A 21,882-nucleotide genomic window follows, 5' to 3' on the forward strand; every position below is an offset into this window, starting at 1 on the left:
CACGCTCCGGTGGGTGCGGGGGCGGAACGGGGGGTGGCGCGAGTTCCGGGGAACATACTGACCGGACGGTATGACCGTCAACAGGTCGCGCACCAGGACTTTTGCCTGTACGGGGCACTCAGTGGGCGGGCGGGCATGCCCGCGGCCCCGGCCTCGCGGGGAGGCCGGGGTGGAGAGGGCGGGGCGGGGACGGGCTAGAAGACGACCAGTGCGCGGCCGCCCTTGCCGGCCAGCATGTTCTCGAAGGCCGCCGGGATGCCGTCGAGGGAGATGCGTTCCGTCACCAGGGCGCTCAGGTCGAGGCGGCCCGCCCGGACGTGCTCGGCCAGGACCGGAAGGTCCACAGCTGGTTCGGAGTTGCCGTAGACGCAGCCTGAGAGGGTGCGGCCCCAGTGGAAGATCTCCAGGGCGTTGAAGGTGACCTGCTGGTCCTTGCCGCCGATGCCGACGACCGTGGTGCGGCCGCCGCGCCGGGTGGAGTCCCAGGCCGTGCGGATGGTCACCGCGCGGCCGGCGCACTCGACGGCGACGTCGACACCCTGCCTGCCGGTCAGTCCGCGGATCTCGCGGGAGGTGGTGTCGGAGGCGACGAGGTAGTCGGTGGCTCCGGCCGTCCGGGCGAGTCCCTCCTTCTCCGGGGAGACGTCCACGGCGATGATCTTCGAGGCGCCCGCGATCCGAGCCGCCTGGAGGGCCGCGAGTCCCACTCCCCCGACGCCGAACACCGCCACCGTCTCGCCCTGCCGGACGCGGGCCGAGTGGTGGACGGCGCCGTAGCCGGTGAGGACGGCGCAGCCGAGGAGGGCAGCGTCGGTGAGCGGGACGCCGTCCGGGGCGGGCAGGACGCAGGACGCGGAGACGACCGTCTCCTCGGCGAACGCGGCGACGTTCAGGCCGGGGTGGAGGCCGGTGCCCTCGGTGGTGCGGGCGTAGACGTCGGCGGCGCCGCTGAGGGCGTTGGCACACAGCCAGACCTCGCCGAGCGAGCAGGCGTGGCAGGAGCCGCAGGACGGGGCCCAGTTGAGGACGACCCCGTCGCCGGGCGCGACGTGGGTGACGCCCTCGCCCACGGCGACGACCGTGCCGGCGCCCTCGTGACCGAGGACGGCGGGGACGGGCACGCGCATGGTGCCGTTGGACAGGGACAGGTCGGAGTGGCAGACCCCGGCGGCGGCGAGCCGGACGCGGACCTGGCCGGGCCCTGGGTCGGGCAGGTCGATGCCGGTGATCTCCAGCGGGGAGCCGACGGCGGGCAGGACGGCGGCGCGGACAGCCATGACGGAAGGGACTCCCCTGGGGCTAGAACTGGAGGGACTTGGTCTGGAGGTACTCGGCGAGGCCGTGCACGCCGAGTTCGCGGCCCACGCCCGACTGCTTGTAGCCGCCGAAGGGGGCGAGGGGGTTGAAGCGGCCGCCGTTGATGTCGACCTGGCCGGTCTCCATCCGGCGGGCGAACGCCACCGCCTCGGCCTCGCCCCCGGCCCAGACGGCGCCGGCCAGGCCGTAGACCGTGCCGTTGGCGATCCGCAGGGCGTCCTCCTCGTCCTCGTACCGGAGGATCGACAGGACCGGGCCGAAGATCTCCTCCTGCGCGATGGTCATGTCCGGGGTGACGTCGGCGAAGACGGTCGGGCTGACGAAGTAGCCCTTCTCGCGCGGGGCTTCGGGGCCGCCGGCGACGAGGCGGGCGCCTTCCGCGACGCCCTTCTCGATGTAGCCGCGCACCCGCGCCTGCTGCTTGGCGTTGACGACGGGGCCGATGCGCTCGCCGTACTTGGCGGCGGCGGTGGCGGCGAGCCCGACCGCCTCGTCGTACTGGTCGCGGTGCACCAGCATCCGCGTCCAGGCGCTGCACGTCTGACCGGAGTTGGACATGACGTTGGCGACGCCGACGTTGACCGCCTTGGCGAGGTCGGCGGTCGGGAGGATGACGTTGGCGGACTTGCCGCCGAGTTCGAGGGCGACCTTCTTGATCTGCCCGGCGGCGATCGCGGCGATCCGACGGCCGACGGCGGTGGAGCCGGTGAAGGAGACCAGGTCGATGCCGGGGTGCTCGGCGAGGGCCTGGCCGGCGACCGGGCCGAGGCCGGTGACCAGGTTGAAGACGCCCGCCGGGATGCCGGCCTCGTGCACGGCATCCGCGAACAGGCGTGCGACCAGCGGGGTGTCCTCGGCGGGCTTCACGACGACCGTACAGCCCGCCGCGAGGGCCGGGGCGACCTTGGCGACGATCTGGTGCAGCGGGTAGTTCCAGGGCGTGATCGCGGCCACGACACCGACCGGCTCGTGATGCACGACGGAGTTGCCGATCTTCTCCTCGAAGGCGTACGTCGCCGCCAGCTCGGCGTAGGAGCCCGCGACCGCGATCGGCACGGCCGCGTGGACGGCCTGCGAGAACTTCAGGGGCGAGCCGAGTTCGGCCGTGACGGTCTCGGCGATCTCGTCCGCCCGGGCCACGAGCCCGTCCCGGAGGGCGGACAGGCGCGCCGCGCGCTCGGCGGGCGGGGTCGCGGCCCACTCCGGGAGGGCGGCACGGGCGGCCCGTACGGCGGCGTCGACGTCCTCGGCGGTGCCGGCCGGCACCGTGCCGATGACCTGCTCGTCGACCGGGTTCACGACCTCGATCACGTCCTGGCCGGCGGCCGGGCGCCAGGCGCCCCCGATGTACATGCCGTCGTATGCCTTCATCGCGCTTCCTCCGGGGCGGGGCGTCGTCGTCCGGAACATAAACTAGCGACGATAGTTTTCCGGCGCCAGACGTCCCGGGGTCCGGGCCATCACAGCACGGCCGGGGGCCCGTCCGGGTGTGCGGCTCCTCACTCCTCCAGGCCGGGCAGGCGCGACGGGTGCGGGCAGATGCGGTCGCCGGGCTGGTCGAAGACGAAGAGGTGGGCGGGGTCGACGAGGAGCGGCACCCGCATTCCGTGGCGGAGGGCGAGGCCGGGAGTGGTGCGGACGATGACTTGCCCGCCCCGCCCTACGCCGTGTCAGATATCGCTCTTGCGGCGCAGCGGCACCCCGCGCCGGCGGGCCCTTCGCGCCTCCCGGCCTTCTTCGCCCGCCCCCTCCGGTTCCCGCGGCGACCGCACAGCCGCCCCGCAGGACAGCAGCAACAGCCCCCCGAGCATCACGAACGGCGCCGCGACGCCCGCGACTCCGGCGACGAGTCCGGCCGCGGCGGGCGCGGCGACCTGCCCGAGCCGGTTGCCGGTCAGGCGCAGCGCGAGGGCGGTGGAGCGGGCGTCGTCGGGGGCGGCCTGGACGACCGTCGTCATGGACAGCGGCTGGCCGACACCGAGGCAGAAGCCGAGCGCGACCAGCAGCAGGCCGAGCGCCCACACCGGCAAGGGCAGGGCGATGCCCGCGCACAGCACGGCCGCCAGCAGGCACGTCACGGTGAGCAGCAGGGTCCGGCCGAGCAGCCGCAGCAGGGGCGTCAGCACCAGGCGGCAGGCGATCGTGGCCGCCGCTCGCAGACTGAGCAGGACGCCGATCACGGAGGGCGCGATGCCCCGTTGCTCGCCCACCACCGGCAGGTAGGCGGTGAGGATGTCGGTCGCGGACAGCACGGCGAGGCTGATGAGGATGCCCGCCGGCACCCCCCGGGTGCGCAGGATGCGCCGGACCGGGACCCGGTCACCCTTGTCCGCGTGGGAGGGGGACGTCGTACGGCGGTGCTCGATGCGCCACAGCGAGGTGAATGCGACGGCCGCGGTGGCGCCCGCCGCGATCAGGGCGACGGCGCTGGTGCCCGCCATGTCCGCGCGGCCGATCAGGGCGCCCGCGGCGACGGGGCCGACCAGCTGGCCGAGCGCCGCGCCGATGGTGAAGTGGCCGAAGTTGCGGTCCTGTTCGTGCGGCTCGGACTGGCGGGCGACGAGGGACTGGGCGCCGATGACGAAGCAGAGATGCCCGAGGCCCATCACCCCGCTCCACAGCGCCATCGTCCACAGGGAGTTCGCGACGCCGCTGAGCGTGCAGCCGCCGGAGATGAGGACCACGCCGAAGGGCAGCAGAGGCGCGCACCGGCCGTGGTCGGTACGGCGACCCAGGGGCACGGCCGCGAACAGGGGCAGGAGCGCGTACACACCGGCGATCACACCGACGGCCCGTTCGTCCGCGCCCAGCGCGAGGGCCCGGTAGGAGACGGCGGGCCGGGCCATCGACACCGCCCCCTGCGCGAAGCTGAAGGCGATGACGAGGCGGAGCAGCCAGCCGCGGTTCCCACCGGGCCTCACGGTGTCCTCCATGGAGTGAGCCGGACGAGCGGTCAGATGATGCCGAACAGCATGCCCGCCCCCAGGATGACCAGGCAGGTGAGGGCGGCCCACTTCACGACGAACTTGGTGTGGTCGCCGAACTCCACCTTGGCCATGCCGACCAGGACGTACACGGCCGGGACGAGCGGGCTGGACATGTGCAGCGGCTGGCCGACCAGGGAGGCGCGGGCCATCTCCAGCGGGGAGACACCGTGCGCGGCACCCGCCTCGGCGAGGACCGGCAGGACGCCGAAGTAGAAGCCGTCGTTCGACATGAAGTAGGTGAGCGGCAGGCTCAGGATGCCGGTGACGAGGGCCATGTGCGGGCCCATGCTGCCGGGGATGACGTCCACCATCCACTTGGCCATGTGGTCGACCATGCCGGTGCCCTGGAGGACGCCGGTGAAGACGGCGGCGGCGAAGACCATGCCGGAGACGTTCAGGACGTTGTCGGCGTGGGCGGCGATCCGGGCCTTCTGGTCGGGGATGTGCGGGAAGTTCACGGAGAGGACGAGCGCGGCACCGAGCAGGAACAGCACCGGGATCGGCAGCCACTCCATGATCATGGCGGTGAGCAGGCCCACCGTGAGCAGCGCGTTGAACCAGTAGAGCTTGGGGCGCAGGGTGGGCCGGTTCGGGTCGAGGCCCTGGAAGCCGTCGTCGTCCCCAAGGTCCCCGGCGTCCTCGGAGGCGTCCGTGCCGGAGCCGGCGCCGCCGGTGGAGCCACCGCCGGCCGGGAGGCGCTTGCGCATGTCGACCTTGCCGTCGCCGGAGCCGCCGGCACCCACCAGGACCGTCTCGGTCTCCTTCTCCTCCTCCAGCACCTCGTCCAGCGTCAGCACGCCCAGCCGCCGGCGCTCGCGCACACCGAGCACGTAGGACAGGACGAAGACGAAGAGCAGACCGACCAGGAGTGCCGGGATCATCGGGACGAAGATGTCGCTGGCGTCCAGCTTCAGCGCGGTCGCGGCACGGGCGGTCGGGCCGCCCCAGGGGAGGGTGTTCATCACGCCGTTGGCCATGGCGGCGACACCGGTCATCACGACCAGGCTCATCTTCAGGCGCTTGTACAGCGGGTACATCGCCGAGACGGTGATCATGAAGGTGGTGGAGCCGTCGCCGTCCAGCGACACGATCGCGGCGAGCACGGCGGTGCCGACGACGATCCGCATCGGGTCGGCTTTGCAGAATTTGAGGATCCCGCGGACGATCGGGTCGAAGAGACCGACGTCGATCATCACACCGAAGTAGACGATCGCGAACATGAGCATCGCCGCGGTGGGGGCGAGGCTCGTCACGCCGTCGATGACGTAGTCGCCGAGCTTGGCGCCCTTGCCGACGAACACGCAGAACAGCGCGGGAATCAACACGAGCGCCGCGATCGGCGACATCTTCTTCATCATGATCAGGACCAGGAAGGTCGCGATCATGGCGAAGCCGAGGATGGTCAGCATGAGTGGATACCTAACGTTCGCCCTTGAACATCCCACCAGGGCCGGCGGTGTCCGAGACGTTAGGTCCCGTCAAGCAGCGTTAACAAGACGTTGACGTGCGAGCAATAAGCGCGAAACTGCTGGTCACGGCTTTGCTCAGGTCAGCGTGGTGAGCTTTTCGGTCACGGAGTCCGATCCTGGGGCAGTCGCGGGGCGACGTCCACGGGCACACCGTTGAGGACCGCGTTGCCCGACAGAGGGTCGAGCAGACGGCCGTCGAGGAGCTGGTTGACGTTGACGCCGGGGTCGGTGGAGGCGTGGCTGAGGCGGGTACCGGGGCGGTCGTGGCCCCAGCCGTGCGGCAGGCTCACCACTCCCCGGCGGACCGCGTCGGTGACCTCGGCCGGCGCGGTGACCTCTCCCCCGGCGCCCTTCACGCGCACGGCCGCCCCGTCCTCGACGCCCAGCCGTTCGGCGTCCGCGGGGTGGATCTGCAGGGTGCAGCGGTTGGAACCGCCGGTGAGGGCGGGCACGTTGTGCATCCAGCTGTTGTTCGAGCGGAGGTGCCGGCGGCCGACCAGGACGAGCCCCTCGGGGCGTTCGGCCAGGGCCGCGCGCAGGCGGGGCAGGTCGTCGGCGATCGGCCCGGGCAGCAGCTCCACATTGCCGCTCCGGGTCTTCAGCGTCTGGGGCAGGCGGGGCCTGAGCGGGCCGAGGTCGATGCCGTGCGGATGCGCGAGCAACTTCTCCAGGGTCAGCCCGTCCGGTCGTACGCCGAAGCCGTCGCCGTAGGGACCGAGGCGCAGCATCATGTCCAGCCGCCGCTCGGGGCCGGTGTCGCCGGTGAGTTGCGCGGCGAGCTCGCGGGGGTCGCGGTCGTACACCGGGGAGTGCGGTTCCTTGACGGCCTTGCCGAGTGTCTGGCCGATGACCATCTGGTCGACGGCGGCGGGGTCGGCCCCCTGCTTCCCCGAGCGTGCGGCCTCGCTCGACCAGGGGAGAGCTGGATCCGTGACGGCGAGGATCAGCCGGGCCAGGATCTCCGTCTCCGCCATGCGGCCCGGCTCCAGCGGGATCGCGGGGCGGGTGTAGCGGACCTGGTTGCGTACGGCGAGGGTGTTGAAGGCGAAGTCGTGGTGGGGGCTCTGGGAGGGCGGGGGCGGGGGCAGGACCACGTGGGCGTGGCGCGAGGTCTCGTTGAGGTACGGGTCGACGCTGACCATGAAGTCGAGCGAGTCGAGGGCCTTGTCGAGCCGGTCGCCGTCGGGCGCGGAGAGGACGGGGTTGGCGGCGACGGCGAGGAGCGCGCGCACCGGTTCGCCTTCTTCGGTGGCGGTGTCGATCTCCTCGGCGAGGGCGGAGAGGGGCAGCTCACCCTTCGCCTCGGGATGCCGGCTCACCCGGGAGTGCCAGCGCCCGAGGGCGAAGCCCCGGCCGGGTCCGGCGGGGCGCGGGGTCCTGTCGGTGGCGGCCTGCGGGAAGAGCGCGCCGCCGGGGCGGTCGAGGTTGCCGGTGAGGATGTTCAGCACGTCGACAAGCCAGCTGGCGAGCGTGCCGTGCGGGACGGTGCAGCTGCCGATACGGCCGTAGACGGCGGCGGTGGGGGCGGCGGCGAGGTCACGGGCCAGGGCACGGATGACGCCGGCCTCGACGTCACAGGCCTCGGCGACGGCCTCGGGGGTGAACTCCCGCAGGGCGGCGGACAGTTCCTCGACGCCCTGCACATGCGGGGTCGGCTCGACGAGCCCCTCGGCGAAGAGCACCTGGACCATCGCCGCCAGCAGCAGCGCGTCGGTGCCGGGCCGCACCGCGATGTGCCGGTCGGCGAGCTCGGCGGTGCGCGTGCGCCGGGGGTCGATCACCACGAGGGTGCCGCCGCGGGCCTTGAGCGCCTTGAGCTTGCCCGGGAAGTCGGGGGCGGTGCACAGACTGCCGTTGGACTCCAGCGGGTTGGCGCCGATGAGGAGCAGATGGCCGGTGCGGTCCAGGTCGGGTACGGGGATGGCGTTGGCGTCGCCGTAGAGCAGTCCGCTGGAGACGTGCTTGGGCATCTGGTCGACCGTCGATGCGGTGAAGACGCTGCGGGTGCCGAGCGCCGCGAGCAGCACGGGCGGGTAGAGGGCGCCGGCCATGGTGTGCACGTTGGGGTTGCCCAGGACGACGCCGACCGCGTTCGGGCCGTGGCGCTCCACGATCGGGCGGATACCGGCGGCGACCGCGTCGAAGGCCTCCTCCCAGGTGGCCTCGCGCAGCTCGCCGTCCCTGCGCACGAGCGGAGTGCGCAGCCGGTCGGGGTCGGAGTCGACGGCTCCGAAGGAGGCGCCCTTGGGGCAGATGAACCCCTGGCTGAACACGTCGTCGTGGTCGCCGCGGGCGCGGGTGACGCGCGTTCCCTCGATGGTGAGGGTCAGGCCGCAGGTGGCTTCGCACAGGGGGCAGATACGCAGGGCGGTGCGGGACACGGGTCCTCCCGGGGCGGCGGCTACGGTGACGCGCGGACGCACCCGAGCATACCGACCGGTATGCCGGGCGGGGAGGGTCATCTCGCGGTGAGGTCAGTCGAGTACGCGGGCGAGATAGGCCCGCAGCATCTTCCGGGCCTCCTCGATGATCTTCGGATCGCCCTCCGGCGTAACCCGGAACGCCAGGTGCACGAGGGTGTCGGCGGTTTCGACGGCGATGAGGAACACCCGGCGCAGATCCTCGTCCGGCTCGCGGCGGAGATAGCCGGAGAGCAGCTCGGTGAGGCGGTCGGCGACGCGGTGGTTGGGTTCGCCCCGGCGGGCGCCGACCGGGATCTGGTTGCCGAAGTCGACCAGGGAGAAGCCGGGCGCGGTCCGCTTCATCTCCAGGTACTCGTCGAGCACGGCGTCCATGGCCGTACGCCAGTCCCCGTCCTCACCGGCACCCTCGAGGCGCTGGACGACGCGCACGGAGTACCGCTCGAGGTTGCGCTGCGCCAGCGCGTCGACCATCTGGCGTTTGTTGCCGAAGAAGCGGTAGACCGAGCCGATGGGGACGCCGGCCAGCTGGGCGACGGAGCGGGTGCTCAAGGCGTCGTAGCCGACCTCGTCGAGAAGGTCGGCGCAGGCGTCGAGGATCCTGGTCAGGCGTTCGACGCTGCGCCGCTGCACGGGCGCACGACGGAGCGATGTCGCGTGGGGCACGGGCTTCATGATGCCCCTCCGGCGCGATCCGGTGAACCTCGGCCCCCGGTCGGCGACCGGGGGGCCGTCGTCCGCGACCGCGCCGTCTGCCCGTCGGCCGGGCCCTTCCCCCTGGTCACCTCGTTCTCGGCGGTCGGGTCCTGCCCGGCGGTCGGTTCCTGCTCGCCGGTCGCGTCGTACCCGGCGGTCGGGTCCTGCTCGGCGGTCGTGTCCTGCGACGGGTCCTTCCCGGCCGTCCCGTCCGGGGGCGCGCCCGGGCCGGGCTGCGACGCGGTGATGTCGGCCGTGCTCTCCACCGGTTCGCCGTCCACGACCCACACGGTGCCGTCGTCGGCGTAGAGGCGGGCCGTGACGTGGTGGGTGCCGCGCGGGACGAGATCCGCGGCCAGCCGGTACTCGGGGGCGCGGAGCCGGGCGACGAGGCGGCCGTCGACGTAGAGGTGCGCGAGGCCGCGCCCGGTCGCCGCCCGCGCCACCGCACCGGCCGGCGAGAAGCGGAAGTTCCGGACGGTCAGGCGTACGCCCCACGCGCCGCCCGCGCCGGGCTGCACCTCGACACCGACGTCAGGGGCGCCCTTCTGCGCCACCTCCCGATAGGGCCGCCCCTCCGGATCCCGGTCCTCCAGGAGCTTGCCCACCGGCGTGGGCGACACCCCGCTTTCCCGGGCATCACTGGAGCCGCAGCCCACGGATCCGGCCCCGACGAGGACACAGACCGCGAGCACGGCGAGAGGTCCCCGTGTCCACGACATGCCGGCGAGCGTAGAACACACATCCGGACCGGCGGATCGTCCTCAAGTCGGGTTCAAGTCATCCGCCGAGAGGAGGGCTCGTGTCCCTCTTGCGCCGGGGAAATCGCAATCCTACGGTGCTACATAGGAATCGAATCGCAAGGGAGCGGCACACATGGGCGCGGACGCGCGGAAGACCGCCGAAGGGCTGACCTACCTCTCCGGCTTCGGCAACGAGCACAGCTCCGAGGCCGTCCCGGGCGCACTGCCCGAGGGCCGCAACTCGCCTCAGCGGGCGCCGCTCGGGCTGTACGCGGAGCAGCTGAGCGGGACGGCCTTCACCGAGCCGCGGTCCCACAACCGCCGCTCCTGGCTGTACCGGATCCGCCCGTCGGCCGCGCACCCGGCGTTCACCCGGACCCACAACGGCTCGATCCGCACCGCCCCCTTCACCCAGACCGTGCCCGACCCCAACCGCCTGCGCTGGAATCCACTGCCCGACCCGGGGCCCGAAACCGACTTCCTGGCGGGCCTGTGGACCCTGGGCGGCAACGGCGACGCCACCCAGCGCACCGGCATCGCCGTGCACCTCTACACCGCCAACGCCTCCATGGACCGGGTGTTCAGCGACGCCGACGGCGAACTGCTGATCGTCCCGGAGCGCGGCGGGCTGCTGCTGCGCACGGAGTTCGGACTCCTCCATGTGGAGCCGGGCCACGTGGCGCTCATCCCCCGGGGGGTCCGCTTCCGTGTGGAGTTGCTGGACGGGTCCGCCCGCGGCTATGTGTGCGAGAACTACGGCGCGCCCTTCCGCCTCCCGGACCTGGGCCCTATCGGCGCCAACGGCCTGGCCAACCCACGGGACTTCTGCGCCCCGGTCGCCGCCTACGAGGACGTCGAGGGCCCGGTGGAGGTGGTGAACAAGTTCTGCGGAAACCTGTGGACGGCCACTTACGACCACTCCCCGCTCGATGTCGTCGCCTGGCACGGCAACCATGTGCCGTACGTCTACGACCTGCGCCGGTTCAATGTGCTCGGCACCATCACCTACGACCACCCGGACCCGTCGATCTTCACGGTGCTCACGTCTCCGTCGGACACCCCGGGCCTGGCCGGCGTCGACTTCGTGGTGTTCGCGCCACGCTGGCTGGTGGGCGAGGACACGTTCCGGCCGCCGTACTTCCACCGGAACGTGATGACCGAGTACATGGGCCTGATCGAAGGCGCCTACGACGCCAAGGCGGAGGGTTTCGTGCCGGGCGGCGGCTCGCTGCACAACATGATGTCGGCGCACGGCCCGGACCGTGAGACCTTCGACCGGGCGAGCGCCGCCGAGCTGAAGCCGCAGAAGATCGACGACGGCCTGGCCTTCATGTTCGAGACGCGCTGGCCCCTGACCCTGACCCCGCACGCGGCTCGGGCGGAACACCTCCAGCGGCACTACGACGACGTCTGGCAGGGCTTGGAGCGGCACTTCCGCCCCTTGCACTGATCATTTCCTACCGGTACGGATGGCCCGTGACCTCTTTCGCCCCGGACTCGATCGTCCTGAGCCGCAAGCTGCCGCTCTGGTATCAGGTGTCGCAGTCGCTGCGCGCCTCGATCCTCGGCCGCTCGCCCCAGGACCCGCTGCGCCTGCCCACCGAGGAGCAGTTGGCCGGGCACTACGGGGTGAGCGTGCTGACCATGCGGCAGGCGCTGAAGGAACTGGAGGAAGAGGGACTGATCTCGCGCCACCGCCGGCGGGGCACGTTCATCGAGCCGGACGCGCGCAGGGGTTCCCCCGTGCGGCTGCTCGGCTCGGTGGACGCGATCGTGGCCCAGCAGTCCGGGATGACGACGGAGCTGCTGGCCCACGGCACGGTCCCCGTACCGGGTGAACTCGCCGAGTTCTTCCCGGACGTGGCGGAGGTGTCGACGTACCACCGGCTGCGCAGCGACGAGAAGACGGGTGAGCCGACGAACCACGCGCGAAATTACGTCCGTCCCGAACTGGCCGCGCGGATCGACCTGGAGGACCTCGTGCGGTGGCCGATGACCAAGGTGCTGAGGGATGTCGTGGGGGCGGACATCAGCCGTATCACGGACACGGTGGAGGCGCGGCTGGCCGACCCGGAGACGGCGCGGCTGCTGCACGTTCCCTTGTTGAGCCCGATCCTGCATTACACCGGCGTCACGTACGACGCCGAGGGGCGGCCCCTGGATGTGGCCGTCATTCACTATCGGGGCGACCGGTTCTCCTTCACCGTGACGCTGGACGCCACGTGAGCACCGCGCGGGCCGGTGGGGGCCGGTCGCGCCGTTCCCCGCGCCCTTGAGGGGCGCTGGACACGTCGTACGATGCGGGGCGTGACGCACGACGACGCTCCGCTGCTGGCGGACCTCATGCCGTGGTCCGTCGCACCGCCGCGGCTCGGCCGGGGCTGGCCGGCGGGCCCCGACGCGGCGTCCCTGAGGGCCCGCTGGGACGCTTTGGTGAAGGCCGAGGGGCCCGACCGCGAGGCCCTGTTCGAGCCGAGCCGCTCGCGCACACTGCACACGGCGGTCGGCCAGTTGCCCGGCCGGACCGGCAGCGGCAGCGGCACGCAGAAGCTGGCCCGTGCCTCGGGGCCCTGCCCGGAGCCGGTGCGCGTGCTGTCCGCCCCCTTCGACGAGCAGTGGCTCATCCCCGACCAGCGGCTGATCGACGCGGCCCGCCCGGAGCTGTGGCGGGTGGCGGACGAGCGGCAGATCTTCGTGGTGGAGGCCCCCATGAGCCTCGCCTTTCCCGTCCTCGTCACCTCGCTGCTCCCGCTGCTGCGCCCCGGCCGCGTCCGCCCGCTGTTCCGGCGCCCGGGCGGCCTGGAACCGAACCTGGCCCCCGGCCTGCTGGAGCACCTGGGCAGCCGCCTGGGCAGCACCCCCGCACCGCTCGACGTCCTTGCCTGGATCACGGCCACGGCCCGTCCGGACCTCACCGTCCCGCTCACCGGGGACGCCGACGAGTGGGAGCGGGGCCTGGAGTTCGGCCACCGGTTGCTGTGGCTGCTGCGCCGCGACGGGGAACGCCCGAAACTGCCCGGCGGCCGCCGCCCTTACGTCCGCGCCCCGCTGCCGTCCCGCCCCCTGACCTTGCGCTACGACCGGGACGAGGAGGCGCTGCTCCTGGACGAGGGACGCATCTCCCCGGTGCCACCGGATGCCTGGGACTTCGAGGCGGGCGGAGTCCGCGTCCTGGAGCGGTGGTTCGCGGCGCGCGTCGCGGAGCCCGAGCCGGGCACCCTGGAGGCGATCCGCCCGACCGTCTGGCCGCAGACCTGGACCTCGGAACTGCTGGAGCTGATCACGGTCCTGGCGCTGCTCGCCGAACTGCGCCCCCTGAAGGAGCCGACGATCCCCGACCCGGTCACCACGGCGGAGCTCACCGAGGCCGGTGTCCTCCCGGTGCCGGCTGCCGCCCGGCGCCCGGCCTCGGTCCTGGACGGCCCCGAGGAGGGCCCGGAGGGCCAACTCGCGCTGCTTTAGGGGCCCTTGCGCTATGCCCGCCCGGGTAGCGCGGCGGCACCGGACCACGCGACCTGATCGGACGCTCATGGTGCAAGGACCCCTTAGGGCTCGCAGAAGAACAACATGCGGGCGAGTGAAGCGCTGACCTGCGGAGTCAAGTCGCAGAACCCACAAGTTAATTCTCTGCGAGCCCTTAGCGCAGGCCGGGGTCGAAGGCGTCCAGCACGCGGTCCAGCGCCCGCCTGAACACCGCCTCCAGGTCGACCGGCCCGCTCTGCTCCATGAAGGCCGCGGCCAGCCGCGGATACGCTCCGGTGGCCACCTGGCTGCCCAGGTAGGCCATGCGGACCGCGTTCTCCTCCTCCACCGACCACGGCACGGAGCGGGTGCGCTCGACGGTCGCGATGTCGTTGCCCGTGTACGTCGTGACGACGCCGTTGAGCAGCGCGATCAGTTCCGTCTTCGCGCTGAACGGCAGATCGAGCGGTTCGAGGCAGGCCAGGCAGTGCTCCAGGTAGCGCAGGGTGTTGGGGCTGAAGCCGAACACCCCTGACATCAGACGCGGCACCCAGGTGTGGCGGTACATGATGGCGCGCGTCTCCTCCGCGTTGCGGAGCATGTCGGCACGCCAATCGCCCGTGGGCTCGAACAACTCGTGCTCGGCACCGACGGCGTCCACCATCAGTTCGTACAGGTCCTCCTTGCGGGGGACGTAGTTGTACAGCGACATCGTGCCGCAGCCCAGTTCCGCCGCGACATGCCGCATGGACACCGCGTCCAGCCCTTCGGCGTCGGCGATCCGCACCGCCGCCGCCGCGATGTCGGCGCGGGTGAACGCCGGTTTCGGCCCACGGCCGGTGCGCTCGGGGCGCGCCCAGATCACTTCGGGTACGGCCGCTCGGCCCGCCATCGATCATCACCTCGGCCACCATCCTAGTTACGTACAGCGTACGTAGTGCGCTGTACCTGCGCCTGACGGAGGCCACGACCGGGACGACCGACGAGAAGGAGCGTGCCGCATGAGCATGCTGGCGTACGACGCGAGCGCGATGCTGGGCCGCCAGCTGCTGCGGACGCGGAACAACCCCGGACTTCTGATCCTCACCCAGACGATGCCGGTCAGCATGCTGCTGTTCTTCGGCTACGTCTTCGGCAGCGCGCTGGCGATGCCGGGCGAGGCCCGGTCGTTCCTGGTGCCGGGCTTGCTGGTGGGGACCGCCGGGGGCGGGATCATGACCGGCATGTTCCAGGCGGCCCAGGACACGCACCGGGGCGTGACGGACCGATTCCGGACGCTGCCGATGAGCCGGGCGGCCGTACCGCTGGGGCAGGCCGCCGCGGACGTGGTGGTCACGGCCGCCGGGACGGTGCCGTTCCTGCTGGTCGGCCTCGCGGTGGGCTGGCGGGTCGACGGCAGCGTGTTCGAAGCGGCCGGGGCCCTCGGGCTGTTGCTGCTGTTCCGCTTCGCCTGCACCTGGGCCGGCATCTACCTCGGCCTGCTCACCCGCAACGAGGAGGCCGCCGGTCAGCTCGGCGGGGCGACGTTCCTGCTGCCGTTGCTGTCCAGTGCCTACATACCGACGAGCGGGCTGCCGGGCTGGCTGCGGACGGTCGCCGAGTGGAATCCGATCAGCGCGGTGGCGACGGCCCTGCGCGACCTCTTCGGCAACGCGCCGGTGCCCGACGGGGCGGCGTGGCCGGTGGCCCACCCCGTCACGGGGTCGATCCTGTGGTGCGCTGTGCTGCTCGGGGTGTTCGTGCCGCTGGCCGTTCGTCAGCACGCGCGCGGGGAGCGGTGAGCGGGCGGCCGGAACACCGGAGCCGGGCACAGCCCCCAGTCACTGCCGGGCGGGGATGAGGCACCGACAGGGGGCGTGCCGCGCTCGGGAACACACCTGGCGCCGCTGCGGCCGCGGGGATGACGGACGACGAGTGCGCGGCGGACGCCGGGGGCGGTGTGACCGCCCGAGCGCGGGCCCCTACCTGCTGCCGAACAGGGAGCGGCGCAGCCGACGCAGCGGCGCGAAGAGCGAGACGCGACGCACGCGCGCACCCCTGCCGCTGCGGTCCTGCGGCTGACGCGCGGTCAGTTCTCGCATGAGCGAGGTCGCCTCGGCCGTCTCCCGCTGCGGGACGGCAGGCCCCGCCAGCACCGAGAGGTGGCGGTCGAGGCGCGAACTGGTCGCGCTGCTCCCGCAGGTGATCGCAGGGACCCTGGCCCTGCTGCGCACTGTTATCTGTTCCATGTCACTCCCCACCCGTACGAGTCCACCCGGCCCGGGCAGGTTAACCCTATCGCCCCGTCCGGGCACACGTGTATCGCGCTCACAGGATTCACCTTCCCCATAAGGGGGTTGACGATGTATCTCCGATCACTCTCCGAATCCGACAGATTTCAGGGCGAGTTGGACTATAGGCGGGGTAGAGGGCTGCGGCGATCCCCCGGCGGGCTCGACGGTTACGGCCAGTGATGTCGCCGAGGTGCCCAGACCCGTTGCGACCAGGGGCGTGTCGCCCTTGAGGAGCCCCAGGGAGCGTGGTTGCGCGCCCGGGCGCATGAGCCACAACTGGTGCACGCGGCCGCCCGGCGGGGTCCCGAATCCGCCGAGGGTGACCACCGCGCTCCCCTCCGTGGCGGAAGCGATCACTCCGATGGTGCGGCCCCGGGCGTCCCGGCCGCTGCTCGCACGGGCGTCCGGAGCCGCCAGAACGTGGGCGATCTCACGTGACCGGTCCCGCTCGGCGGTCAGTTCGTTCTGGGTCCGGTTCGCCTGCACCGCGAACAACGAGGCGACGACGAGGGCCGCGGCGGCGGTGGCCGTGGCGAAGGGCACGAACAGCGGGATCCGGCGCCGCGCCCGCTGCCGCGGCGGTGGCTGGGCGCCCCACACGTGCGGCGGCAGTCGCGTCGCACGCGGGGGGGCCGCCGCACGCGTCTCGCGCGGTGGCGGGTCCTGCGGAGTGGCCCGTACGGCGGCCATGACCCGGTCGCGCATCGCGGCCGGGGCCGGGGCGGCCGTGGACCAGGCGAGCCGGACGGCGTCCTCGCACAGGGCGCGCACCTCAGCGGCGCACCGGTCGCAGCCCTTCAGGTGCTTCTCGAAGCGGACCCGCTCCAAGGGCTCCAGGGCGTCGAGCGCGTAGGGCGCGGCGAGCGAGTGCCGGTCCTCGCGGCGGAACAGGCTCATGCCACCCCTCCCAGGCACTCGCGCATGCGGGTCAGCCCGTCGCGCATCCGGGTCTTGACCGTGCCCAGCGGCACGGAGAGCTGCTCGGCCACCTCACGGTAGGTGTAGCCCTCGTAGTAGGCGAGGGTGACCGACTGGCGCTGGAGGACGGTGAGCCGGTCCAGGCAGCGGCGCACCCACTCGCGTTCCAGGCCGGCCTCGACCTCCTCGGTGACGTGGTCGAAGGCCGGCTGGTTCGCGCGGAGCGCCTCGCGCTGCTCGCGTTCCCCGGCCGCGCGGGCGCTGCGCACCCGGTCGACGGCACGGCGGTGGGCGAGGGTGAGGACCCAGGACATGGCGCTGCCCCGTCCCGGGTCGAACCTGGCGGCGGACCGCCACAGGTCGAGCAGCACTTCCTGAGCCACCTCCTCCGACTGGGCGGGGTCGCGCACCACACGCCGTACGAGTCCGAACACCGGGCCGGACACCAGTCCGTACAGCTCTTCGAAGGCCGTCTGGTCCCCTCCTGCCACGAGCCGCAGCAGCTCGTCCGCCTCCACTCGGTCCCCCTCTCCGAGGCCGCACCGGGCCTGTCCCCTCACACGAGGCATTCGCAACGCACACACCTCCGGACGGAGTTACGGATCGACGCGGCGAAAACGCGGGTCACGCGCGATGAAACAACTCCCCCGACCCGCCGTATGAACGTTTGAGATTCGACCAATCCGCTTAGCCGACCGCTCCGAATGGCGTGTGTCAGGCAAGTTGGCACGGAGGACGGACGGCATGACACCTATCTCCAGGAACGGTGCGGGACGCAGGAGCATCGCGACCGCGGTCTGTGGCGCGCTGGCCGCCGGCGGGCTGGCGGCCGCCGGTGTGACCGCGCTGGAACCTGAGGCGGCCTCCGCCTCCAGCCACCGCGAGGCCCCGCTGATCTCGGGGACCCCGCAGTACGACAACACCGATGTGTACGCGTTCGTCAGCCCGGACAAGCCGGACACGACGACCATCATCGCGAACTGGATCCCGTTCGAGGAACCGGCCGGCGGGCCGAACTTCTTCACGTTCGCCGAGGACGCGCAGTACGACCTGCGCATCGACCGGGACGGCGACGCGCGGGAAGACCTGGTTTTCCGGTACACGTTCAGGACGCACACGAAGAACGACAAGACGTTCCTGTACAACACCGGTCCGGTCGAGAGCCTCGACGACCCCGACCTCAACATCACGCAGACGTACGACCTCGAGCTGATCAAGCTGCGCAACCTGAAGGCGGTGTCGAAGACCAAGGTCGCCGAAGACGTGCCGGTGGCGCCGTCCAACGTCGGCAAGGCGTCGATGCCGGACTACGGCACCCTGCGCGAGCAGGCGGTCCACAAGCTCGCCGGGGGCGCCCAGACGTTCGCCGGGCAGGCCGACGACCCGTTCTTCCTGGACCTGCGGGTCTTCGACCTGCTGTACGGCGGGAACCTCTCCGAGGTCGGCAACGACACCCTCAAGGGCTACAACGTCAACTCGATCGCCCTGCAGGTCCCCAACAGCTTCATCGCCGAGTCGCACGACCAGCCGGTCGTCGGCATCTGGTCCACCACCCAGCGCAAGAACGCCCAGGGCTACTTCGCGCAGGTCTCGCGCCTCGGCAACCCACTGGTCAACGAGGTCGTCAACCCGCTGAAGGACAAGGACAAGTTCAACGCGTCCGCGCCGCGGGACGACGCCCAGTTCCTGCAGAACGTCACCAACCCGGAGCTGCCCAAGCTCATCGAGGCGATCTACAAGATCCCGGCGCCCGCCGAGCCGCGCAACGATCTGGTCGACGTGTTCCTGAAGGGCGTCAAGGACCTCAACCAGCCGCCGCACGTGACGCCGTCGGAGCAGCTGCGTCTCAACACGTCGATCAAACCGGCCGCCGAGCCCAAGCGACTGGGTGTCCTCGACGGTGACAACGCCGGCTTCCCCAACGGCCGTCGCCTCACCGACGACGTGATCGACGCGTCGCTGCAGGTCGTCGAGGGTGAACTGCTGGGTGCGAAGAACGACCTGGGCGACGCGGTCGACAAGAACGACAAGGACTTCGAGAAGTCCTTCCCGTACGTGGCCCTGCCGACGGAGGGTTCGCGCGGCCCGCTCGCCAAGGGCGTGGAGGGCGGCAACGACGTCCGCAGCCAGCTGGGCGACGCGCTCCAGCCGGCGAACGCGCAGGGCTCGGACGACATGCGCCTGATCGCCGCGTCCGCAGGGGCCGGGGCGGGCGGCATCGTCCTGATCGGCGCGGCCCTGCTGTGGTGGCGCCGCATGCGGAACCGGGCGTACTGACCCGCTCCGCTCCACCGACCGGCGCGGCCCGTTCCCCCGTCCCCCACGGCACGGGCCGCGTCGCCGATTTCCGCTCCAGCACAGCCGATTGAGGAGAGCCCATGCCTCCGCGTACGACCGACAGCGCACCGGAGAGGCGCGACGGTGACGGCCCGCCGACGGTCCCGGACCCCGGGTCCGGCGGGCCGGAGCCCGTGGGACGGGACGCGCGTCCGGCTGCGGAGGCGGTGGCCGGGGAGCAGGACGCCCGGCAGGAGGATGCGCCGGCTGCGGGCGAGCCCCGTCCCCACCCTGCCTCCGGCCACGGCGCCGTCGACCAGCGCGTCACCGCGATACGCCGGGCCGCCGACGGGGGGCGGCGGTGGCGGAGGGCGCATCTGGCGGGGTGCGCCGCGCTGTTGGCGGTGGCGCTGACCGGTGGGGCCATCGCCTTCGGAGGTGCGCGGGAACGCGGGACCGGAGTCGACGCCGTCTCCGCGGCCGGGGCGTTGTCGCCCGGCGATCTCGCCCGGGGGGATCTCGACGCGGGGATCGTGTCCCTGCAGCGGCATCTCCGCGGCCAGCCGAGGGACTTCGGTGGCTGGGCCACGCTCGGAGTCGCCTACGTCGAGCAGGCCCGGACGAAGGGCGACCCCTCCCGGTATCCGCAGGCCGAACGCGCGCTCGAGCGGTCCCTCGGACTGAAGCCCGGCAACGACCAGGCCCTCGCCGGCCGGGCCGCCCTCGCCGCGGCCCGGCACGACTTCCCCGGCGCCCTGAAGCACGCCGACCGGGCTTTGCGGGAGAACCCCTACAACGAACGCGCCCTGTGCACCCGTATCGACGCTCTCGTCGAGCTCGGCCGGTACGACGACGCCGCCGAGGCCGCCCGGACCGCGGACGACAGGCGCCCCGGCGTGCCGGTCTTCACCCGGTACGCGTACGTGCACGAACTGCGCGGCGACGTCCGCACGGCGCGCGAGGTGCTGGAGCGCGCCCTGGACTCCGCCGACGCGCCCGCCGACATCGCGTACGTCGCCACCGCCCAGGGCCAACTCGCCTGGAACCAGGGCGAGTACGAGGCGGCCCTCAGCCACTACGCCCGCGCCCTCGCCGCCGACGACGAGTACCTCCCCGCCCTTGAGGGCCGCGCCCGCGCCCAGGCCGCGAACGGCGACCGCGCGTCCGCCGTGCAGGGGCTGGAGCAGATCGTCGCCCGCTACCCGCTGCCCGGCCCGCTCGTCGCCCTCGGCGAGCTCTACGAGGACCGCGGCGCCGACGGCGACCGGGCGAAGGCCGGCGACCAGTACGCCCTCGTCGACGCCTGGACGGCCCTCGCCCGCGCGGGCGGGGTGAACGCCGACCTCGACTCGGCCATGGCCGCCGCCGACCACGGCGACGAGAAGGAGGCCCTGCGCGCGGCCCGCGCCGAGTGGGACCGCCGCCGCAGTGTGCACACCGCCGACGCCCTCGCCTGGGCCCTGCACGTCAACGGTCGTGACGAGGAGGCCCTGCCGTACGCGCGCCGGGCGACCGCCACCGGCTACCGCAGCGCCGCCTTCCTCTACCACCGCGGGATCATCGAACGCGCCACCGGCGACGAGCGCGGGGCCCGCGCGCACCTGAAGGCCGCACTGGACCTGAACCCCGGCTTCTCGCCCCTCGGCGCGCGCGAGGCCCGTACCGCACTCGAGGACCTGGAGGCGAACCGGTGACCCCGCGCCGGCTGTTCGCGTCCGGCGCCGCCGTTCTCACGGCCGCCTGCGCGCTCACCCTGCTGCCCGCCACCACGGCGAGCGCCCACCCGCTGGGCAACTTCACCGTCAACCGCTACGACGGCCTCGTCGCCGCCCCCGGCGAACTGCGCGTCCACCACGTCGAGGACCTCGCCGAGATCCCGGCGACCCAGGCGAAGCCGGACATCGAGCGGCTCGGCATGACGATGTGGGCCCGCGAGCGGTGCGCCACGGCCGCCGCGGACAGCGGGGTCACCGTCGACGGGCGTACCGCGGCCCTCACCGCCGAGCGCAGCCACGCGCGGGTGCGGCCCGGACAGGCGGGGCTCGACACCCTCCGCGTGGAGTGCGAGCTGACCGCTCCCCTGCCGTCGGAGAAGAGGAGCGTGTCCCTCGGCTTCCGCGGCGCCGGTGCCTCCTCCGGGCCGGGCTGGCGGGAGATCACGGCGCGGGGCGACCGTATGACGCTCGCCGCTTCGGACGTACCGGAGAAGTCGATATCGGACGAACTGACCCGTTATCCCGAGGAATTGCTGTCCTCCCCGGCCGACACCGCGTCCGCGGCTCTGCGGGTGCGCCCCGGCGGCCCGGCCCTGGCCGAAAAGGAGTCGGACGCCCCCGCGGCCTCGGTGCTGCCGCGCGGCGCCGACCGCTGGACGCGTGCCCTGGACGACCTGGTCGCCCGGCACGACCTCACCGCCGGCTTCGCCGCGCTGGCCCTCCTCATCGCCGTCGTCCTGGGAGCGATGCACGCGCTCGCACCGGGCCACGGCAAGACCATCATGGCGGCGACCGCGGCGGCCCGGGGCGGCCGGGCCCGGATGAAGGACGTCCTGCCCATGGCCGCCTCGGTGACCGTCACCCACACCCTGGGCGTGGTGGCCCTGGGCCTGCTGGTCACGGCCGGTTCGGCGGCTGCCCCCTCGGTGATCGCCTGGCTCGGCGTCGCCAGCGGACTCCTGGTGACGCTCGCGGGCGCGAGCCTGGTCCGCCGCGCCCTGCGCGACCGCCCGCACGCCCACCGGACCGGCCATGGTCACGGTCACGGCGGCCACCGCCACGACCACGACAGCCCCAGCCACGCGCACGACCACCACCACGACCACGACCACGACCACAGTCACCCGCACGACCACGGCCATCCCCACTCCCACCCCCACGCGATCGAGCACACCCACGGCGGGTTCGCCCACTCCCACCCCGTCACCCCCACCCTCCGCGGCACGATCCTGATGGGCTTCGCCGGCGGACTCGTGCCCAGCCCGTCCGCCGTCGTCGTGCTCGTCGGCGCCGCGGCCCTCGGGCAGGCCTGGTTCGGTCTGCTGCTGGTGGTCGCGTACGGCGTCGGCCTCGCGCTCACCCTCACGGCCGCCGGGTACGCCGTCGTCAAGGCCGGCAGCGGCATGACCCGGCTCATGGACCGGCGCCCGCGCTGGACGGCGGGCCCGATGGCCGCCCTGGTGCGCAGGACCGCCCCGCTCGGCTCGGCCTTCGCGGTCGTCGTCCTCGGAGCCGGACTGGTGTTCAAGGGGGCGGCATCCGCACTGGGCTGAGTTGTGTTCGTGAGGAAATCCGACGTTGTGGGGAAGAAAGACCTCATGGAGA

The 21,882-nt window shown here is 72.5% G+C and carries 18 protein-coding genes and 1 pseudogene; 7 read left to right on the forward strand and 12 right to left on the reverse strand.

Annotated features, from left to right (window positions below; genetic code table 11):
* Window positions 1-194 precede the first annotated feature (194 nt).
* The 8 genes and pseudogenes from ACWD1U_RS31600 to ACWD1U_RS31635 form a co-directional block, all read right to left on the reverse strand.
* On the reverse strand, window positions 195-1,277 hold the full coding sequence (locus tag ACWD1U_RS31600) for a Zn-dependent alcohol dehydrogenase (RefSeq protein ID WP_451112710.1): 1,083 nt from the start codon (window positions 1,275-1,277) through the stop codon (window positions 195-197).
* Window positions 1,278-1,299: 22 nt separating this feature from the next.
* Window positions 1,300-2,688, reverse strand: a complete 1,389-nt coding sequence (locus ACWD1U_RS31605; RefSeq protein ID WP_451112712.1) for an aldehyde dehydrogenase family protein — start codon at window positions 2,686-2,688, stop codon at window positions 1,300-1,302.
* Window positions 2,689-2,816: 128 nt separating this feature from the next.
* Window positions 2,817-2,969: pseudogene (locus tag ACWD1U_RS31610) on the reverse strand (sugar ABC transporter ATP-binding protein); the annotation flags it as partial.
* A gap of 18 nt (window positions 2,970-2,987) precedes the next feature.
* Window positions 2,988-4,238 (reverse strand): MFS transporter, encoded by a 1,251-nt coding sequence (locus ACWD1U_RS31615; protein ID WP_451112859.1) that lies wholly within the window; start codon window positions 4,236-4,238, stop codon window positions 2,988-2,990.
* A gap of 32 nt (window positions 4,239-4,270) precedes the next feature.
* Window positions 4,271-5,749, reverse strand: a complete 1,479-nt coding sequence (locus ACWD1U_RS31620; protein WP_451112713.1) for a CitMHS family transporter — start codon at window positions 5,747-5,749, stop codon at window positions 4,271-4,273.
* Window positions 5,750-5,874: 125 nt separating this feature from the next.
* Window positions 5,875-8,154 carry a molybdopterin oxidoreductase family protein gene (locus ACWD1U_RS31625; RefSeq protein ID WP_451112715.1) on the reverse strand — a complete coding sequence of 760 codons (2,280 nt, stop codon included), beginning with the start codon at window positions 8,152-8,154 and terminating at the stop codon, window positions 5,875-5,877.
* A gap of 93 nt (window positions 8,155-8,247) precedes the next feature.
* Complete coding sequence (locus tag ACWD1U_RS31630) at window positions 8,248-8,868, reverse strand: TetR family transcriptional regulator (protein ID WP_451112717.1); 621 nt, start codon at window positions 8,866-8,868, stop codon at window positions 8,248-8,250.
* Window positions 8,865-9,611, reverse strand: a complete 747-nt coding sequence (locus ACWD1U_RS31635; RefSeq protein WP_451112719.1) for a hypothetical protein — start codon at window positions 9,609-9,611, stop codon at window positions 8,865-8,867. Before ACWD1U_RS31635 ends, ACWD1U_RS31630 begins: the two co-directional genes overlap by 4 nt.
* 154 nt (window positions 9,612-9,765) lie before the next feature.
* Between ACWD1U_RS31635 and hmgA the strand changes: the two genes are divergently transcribed.
* From hmgA to ACWD1U_RS31650, 3 genes are all read left to right on the forward strand, one after another.
* On the forward strand, window positions 9,766-11,082 hold the full coding sequence (hmgA, locus tag ACWD1U_RS31640) for a homogentisate 1,2-dioxygenase (protein ID WP_451112721.1): 1,317 nt from the start codon (window positions 9,766-9,768) through the stop codon (window positions 11,080-11,082).
* A gap of 26 nt (window positions 11,083-11,108) precedes the next feature.
* A complete protein-coding gene (locus tag ACWD1U_RS31645) occupies window positions 11,109-11,858 on the forward strand; it encodes a GntR family transcriptional regulator (protein WP_451112723.1) in 750 nt (249 codons plus the stop codon).
* A gap of 72 nt (window positions 11,859-11,930) precedes the next feature.
* Window positions 11,931-13,094 (forward strand): type ISP restriction/modification enzyme, encoded by a 1,164-nt coding sequence (locus tag ACWD1U_RS31650; RefSeq protein ID WP_451112725.1) that lies wholly within the window; start codon window positions 11,931-11,933, stop codon window positions 13,092-13,094.
* Between the two features lie 175 nt (window positions 13,095-13,269).
* Here the strand turns inward: ACWD1U_RS31650 and ACWD1U_RS31655 are convergent, their stop codons facing one another.
* Complete coding sequence (locus tag ACWD1U_RS31655) at window positions 13,270-13,986, reverse strand: TetR/AcrR family transcriptional regulator (RefSeq protein WP_451112727.1); 717 nt, start codon at window positions 13,984-13,986, stop codon at window positions 13,270-13,272.
* Window positions 13,987-14,095: 109 nt separating this feature from the next.
* Here ACWD1U_RS31655 and ACWD1U_RS31660 point away from each other — a divergent pair, with 109 nt between their 5' ends.
* Window positions 14,096-14,875 carry an ABC transporter permease gene (locus ACWD1U_RS31660; RefSeq protein ID WP_451112729.1) on the forward strand — a complete coding sequence of 260 codons (780 nt, stop codon included), beginning with the start codon at window positions 14,096-14,098 and terminating at the stop codon, window positions 14,873-14,875.
* Between the two features lie 180 nt (window positions 14,876-15,055).
* On the opposite strand, the gene ACWD1U_RS31665 is transcribed toward ACWD1U_RS31660, so the two are convergent.
* From ACWD1U_RS31665 to ACWD1U_RS31675, 3 genes are all read right to left on the reverse strand, one after another.
* Entirely contained in the window at window positions 15,056-15,322 is a 267-nt protein-coding gene (locus ACWD1U_RS31665; RefSeq protein WP_451112731.1) for a hypothetical protein, read from the reverse strand.
* Window positions 15,323-15,448: 126 nt separating this feature from the next.
* Window positions 15,449-16,264 carry an anti-sigma factor gene (locus ACWD1U_RS31670; RefSeq protein ID WP_451112733.1) on the reverse strand — a complete coding sequence of 272 codons (816 nt, stop codon included), beginning with the start codon at window positions 16,262-16,264 and terminating at the stop codon, window positions 15,449-15,451.
* On the reverse strand, window positions 16,261-16,803 hold the full coding sequence (locus ACWD1U_RS31675) for a sigma-70 family RNA polymerase sigma factor (protein WP_451112735.1): 543 nt from the start codon (window positions 16,801-16,803) through the stop codon (window positions 16,261-16,263). The genes ACWD1U_RS31670 and ACWD1U_RS31675 overlap by 4 nt, the downstream gene beginning before the upstream one ends.
* Before the next feature lie 226 nt (window positions 16,804-17,029).
* Between ACWD1U_RS31675 and ACWD1U_RS31680 the strand changes: the two genes are divergently transcribed.
* The 3 genes from ACWD1U_RS31680 (at window position 17,030) to ACWD1U_RS31690 (ending at window position 21,830) form a co-directional block, all read left to right on the forward strand.
* Entirely contained in the window at window positions 17,030-18,562 is a 1,533-nt protein-coding gene (locus ACWD1U_RS31680) for a DUF4331 domain-containing protein (protein ID WP_451112736.1), read from the forward strand.
* A 101-nt stretch (window positions 18,563-18,663) separates the two neighbouring features.
* On the forward strand, window positions 18,664-20,256 hold the full coding sequence (locus ACWD1U_RS31685) for a tetratricopeptide repeat protein (protein ID WP_451112737.1): 1,593 nt from the start codon (window positions 18,664-18,666) through the stop codon (window positions 20,254-20,256).
* Window positions 20,253-21,830 carry a HoxN/HupN/NixA family nickel/cobalt transporter gene (locus ACWD1U_RS31690; RefSeq protein ID WP_451112739.1) on the forward strand — a complete coding sequence of 526 codons (1,578 nt, stop codon included), beginning with the start codon at window positions 20,253-20,255 and terminating at the stop codon, window positions 21,828-21,830. Before ACWD1U_RS31685 ends, ACWD1U_RS31690 begins: the two co-directional genes overlap by 4 nt.
* Window positions 21,831-21,882 lie beyond the last annotated feature (52 nt).

It is taken from the genome of Streptomyces sp. NPDC002788 (assembly GCF_053592115.1).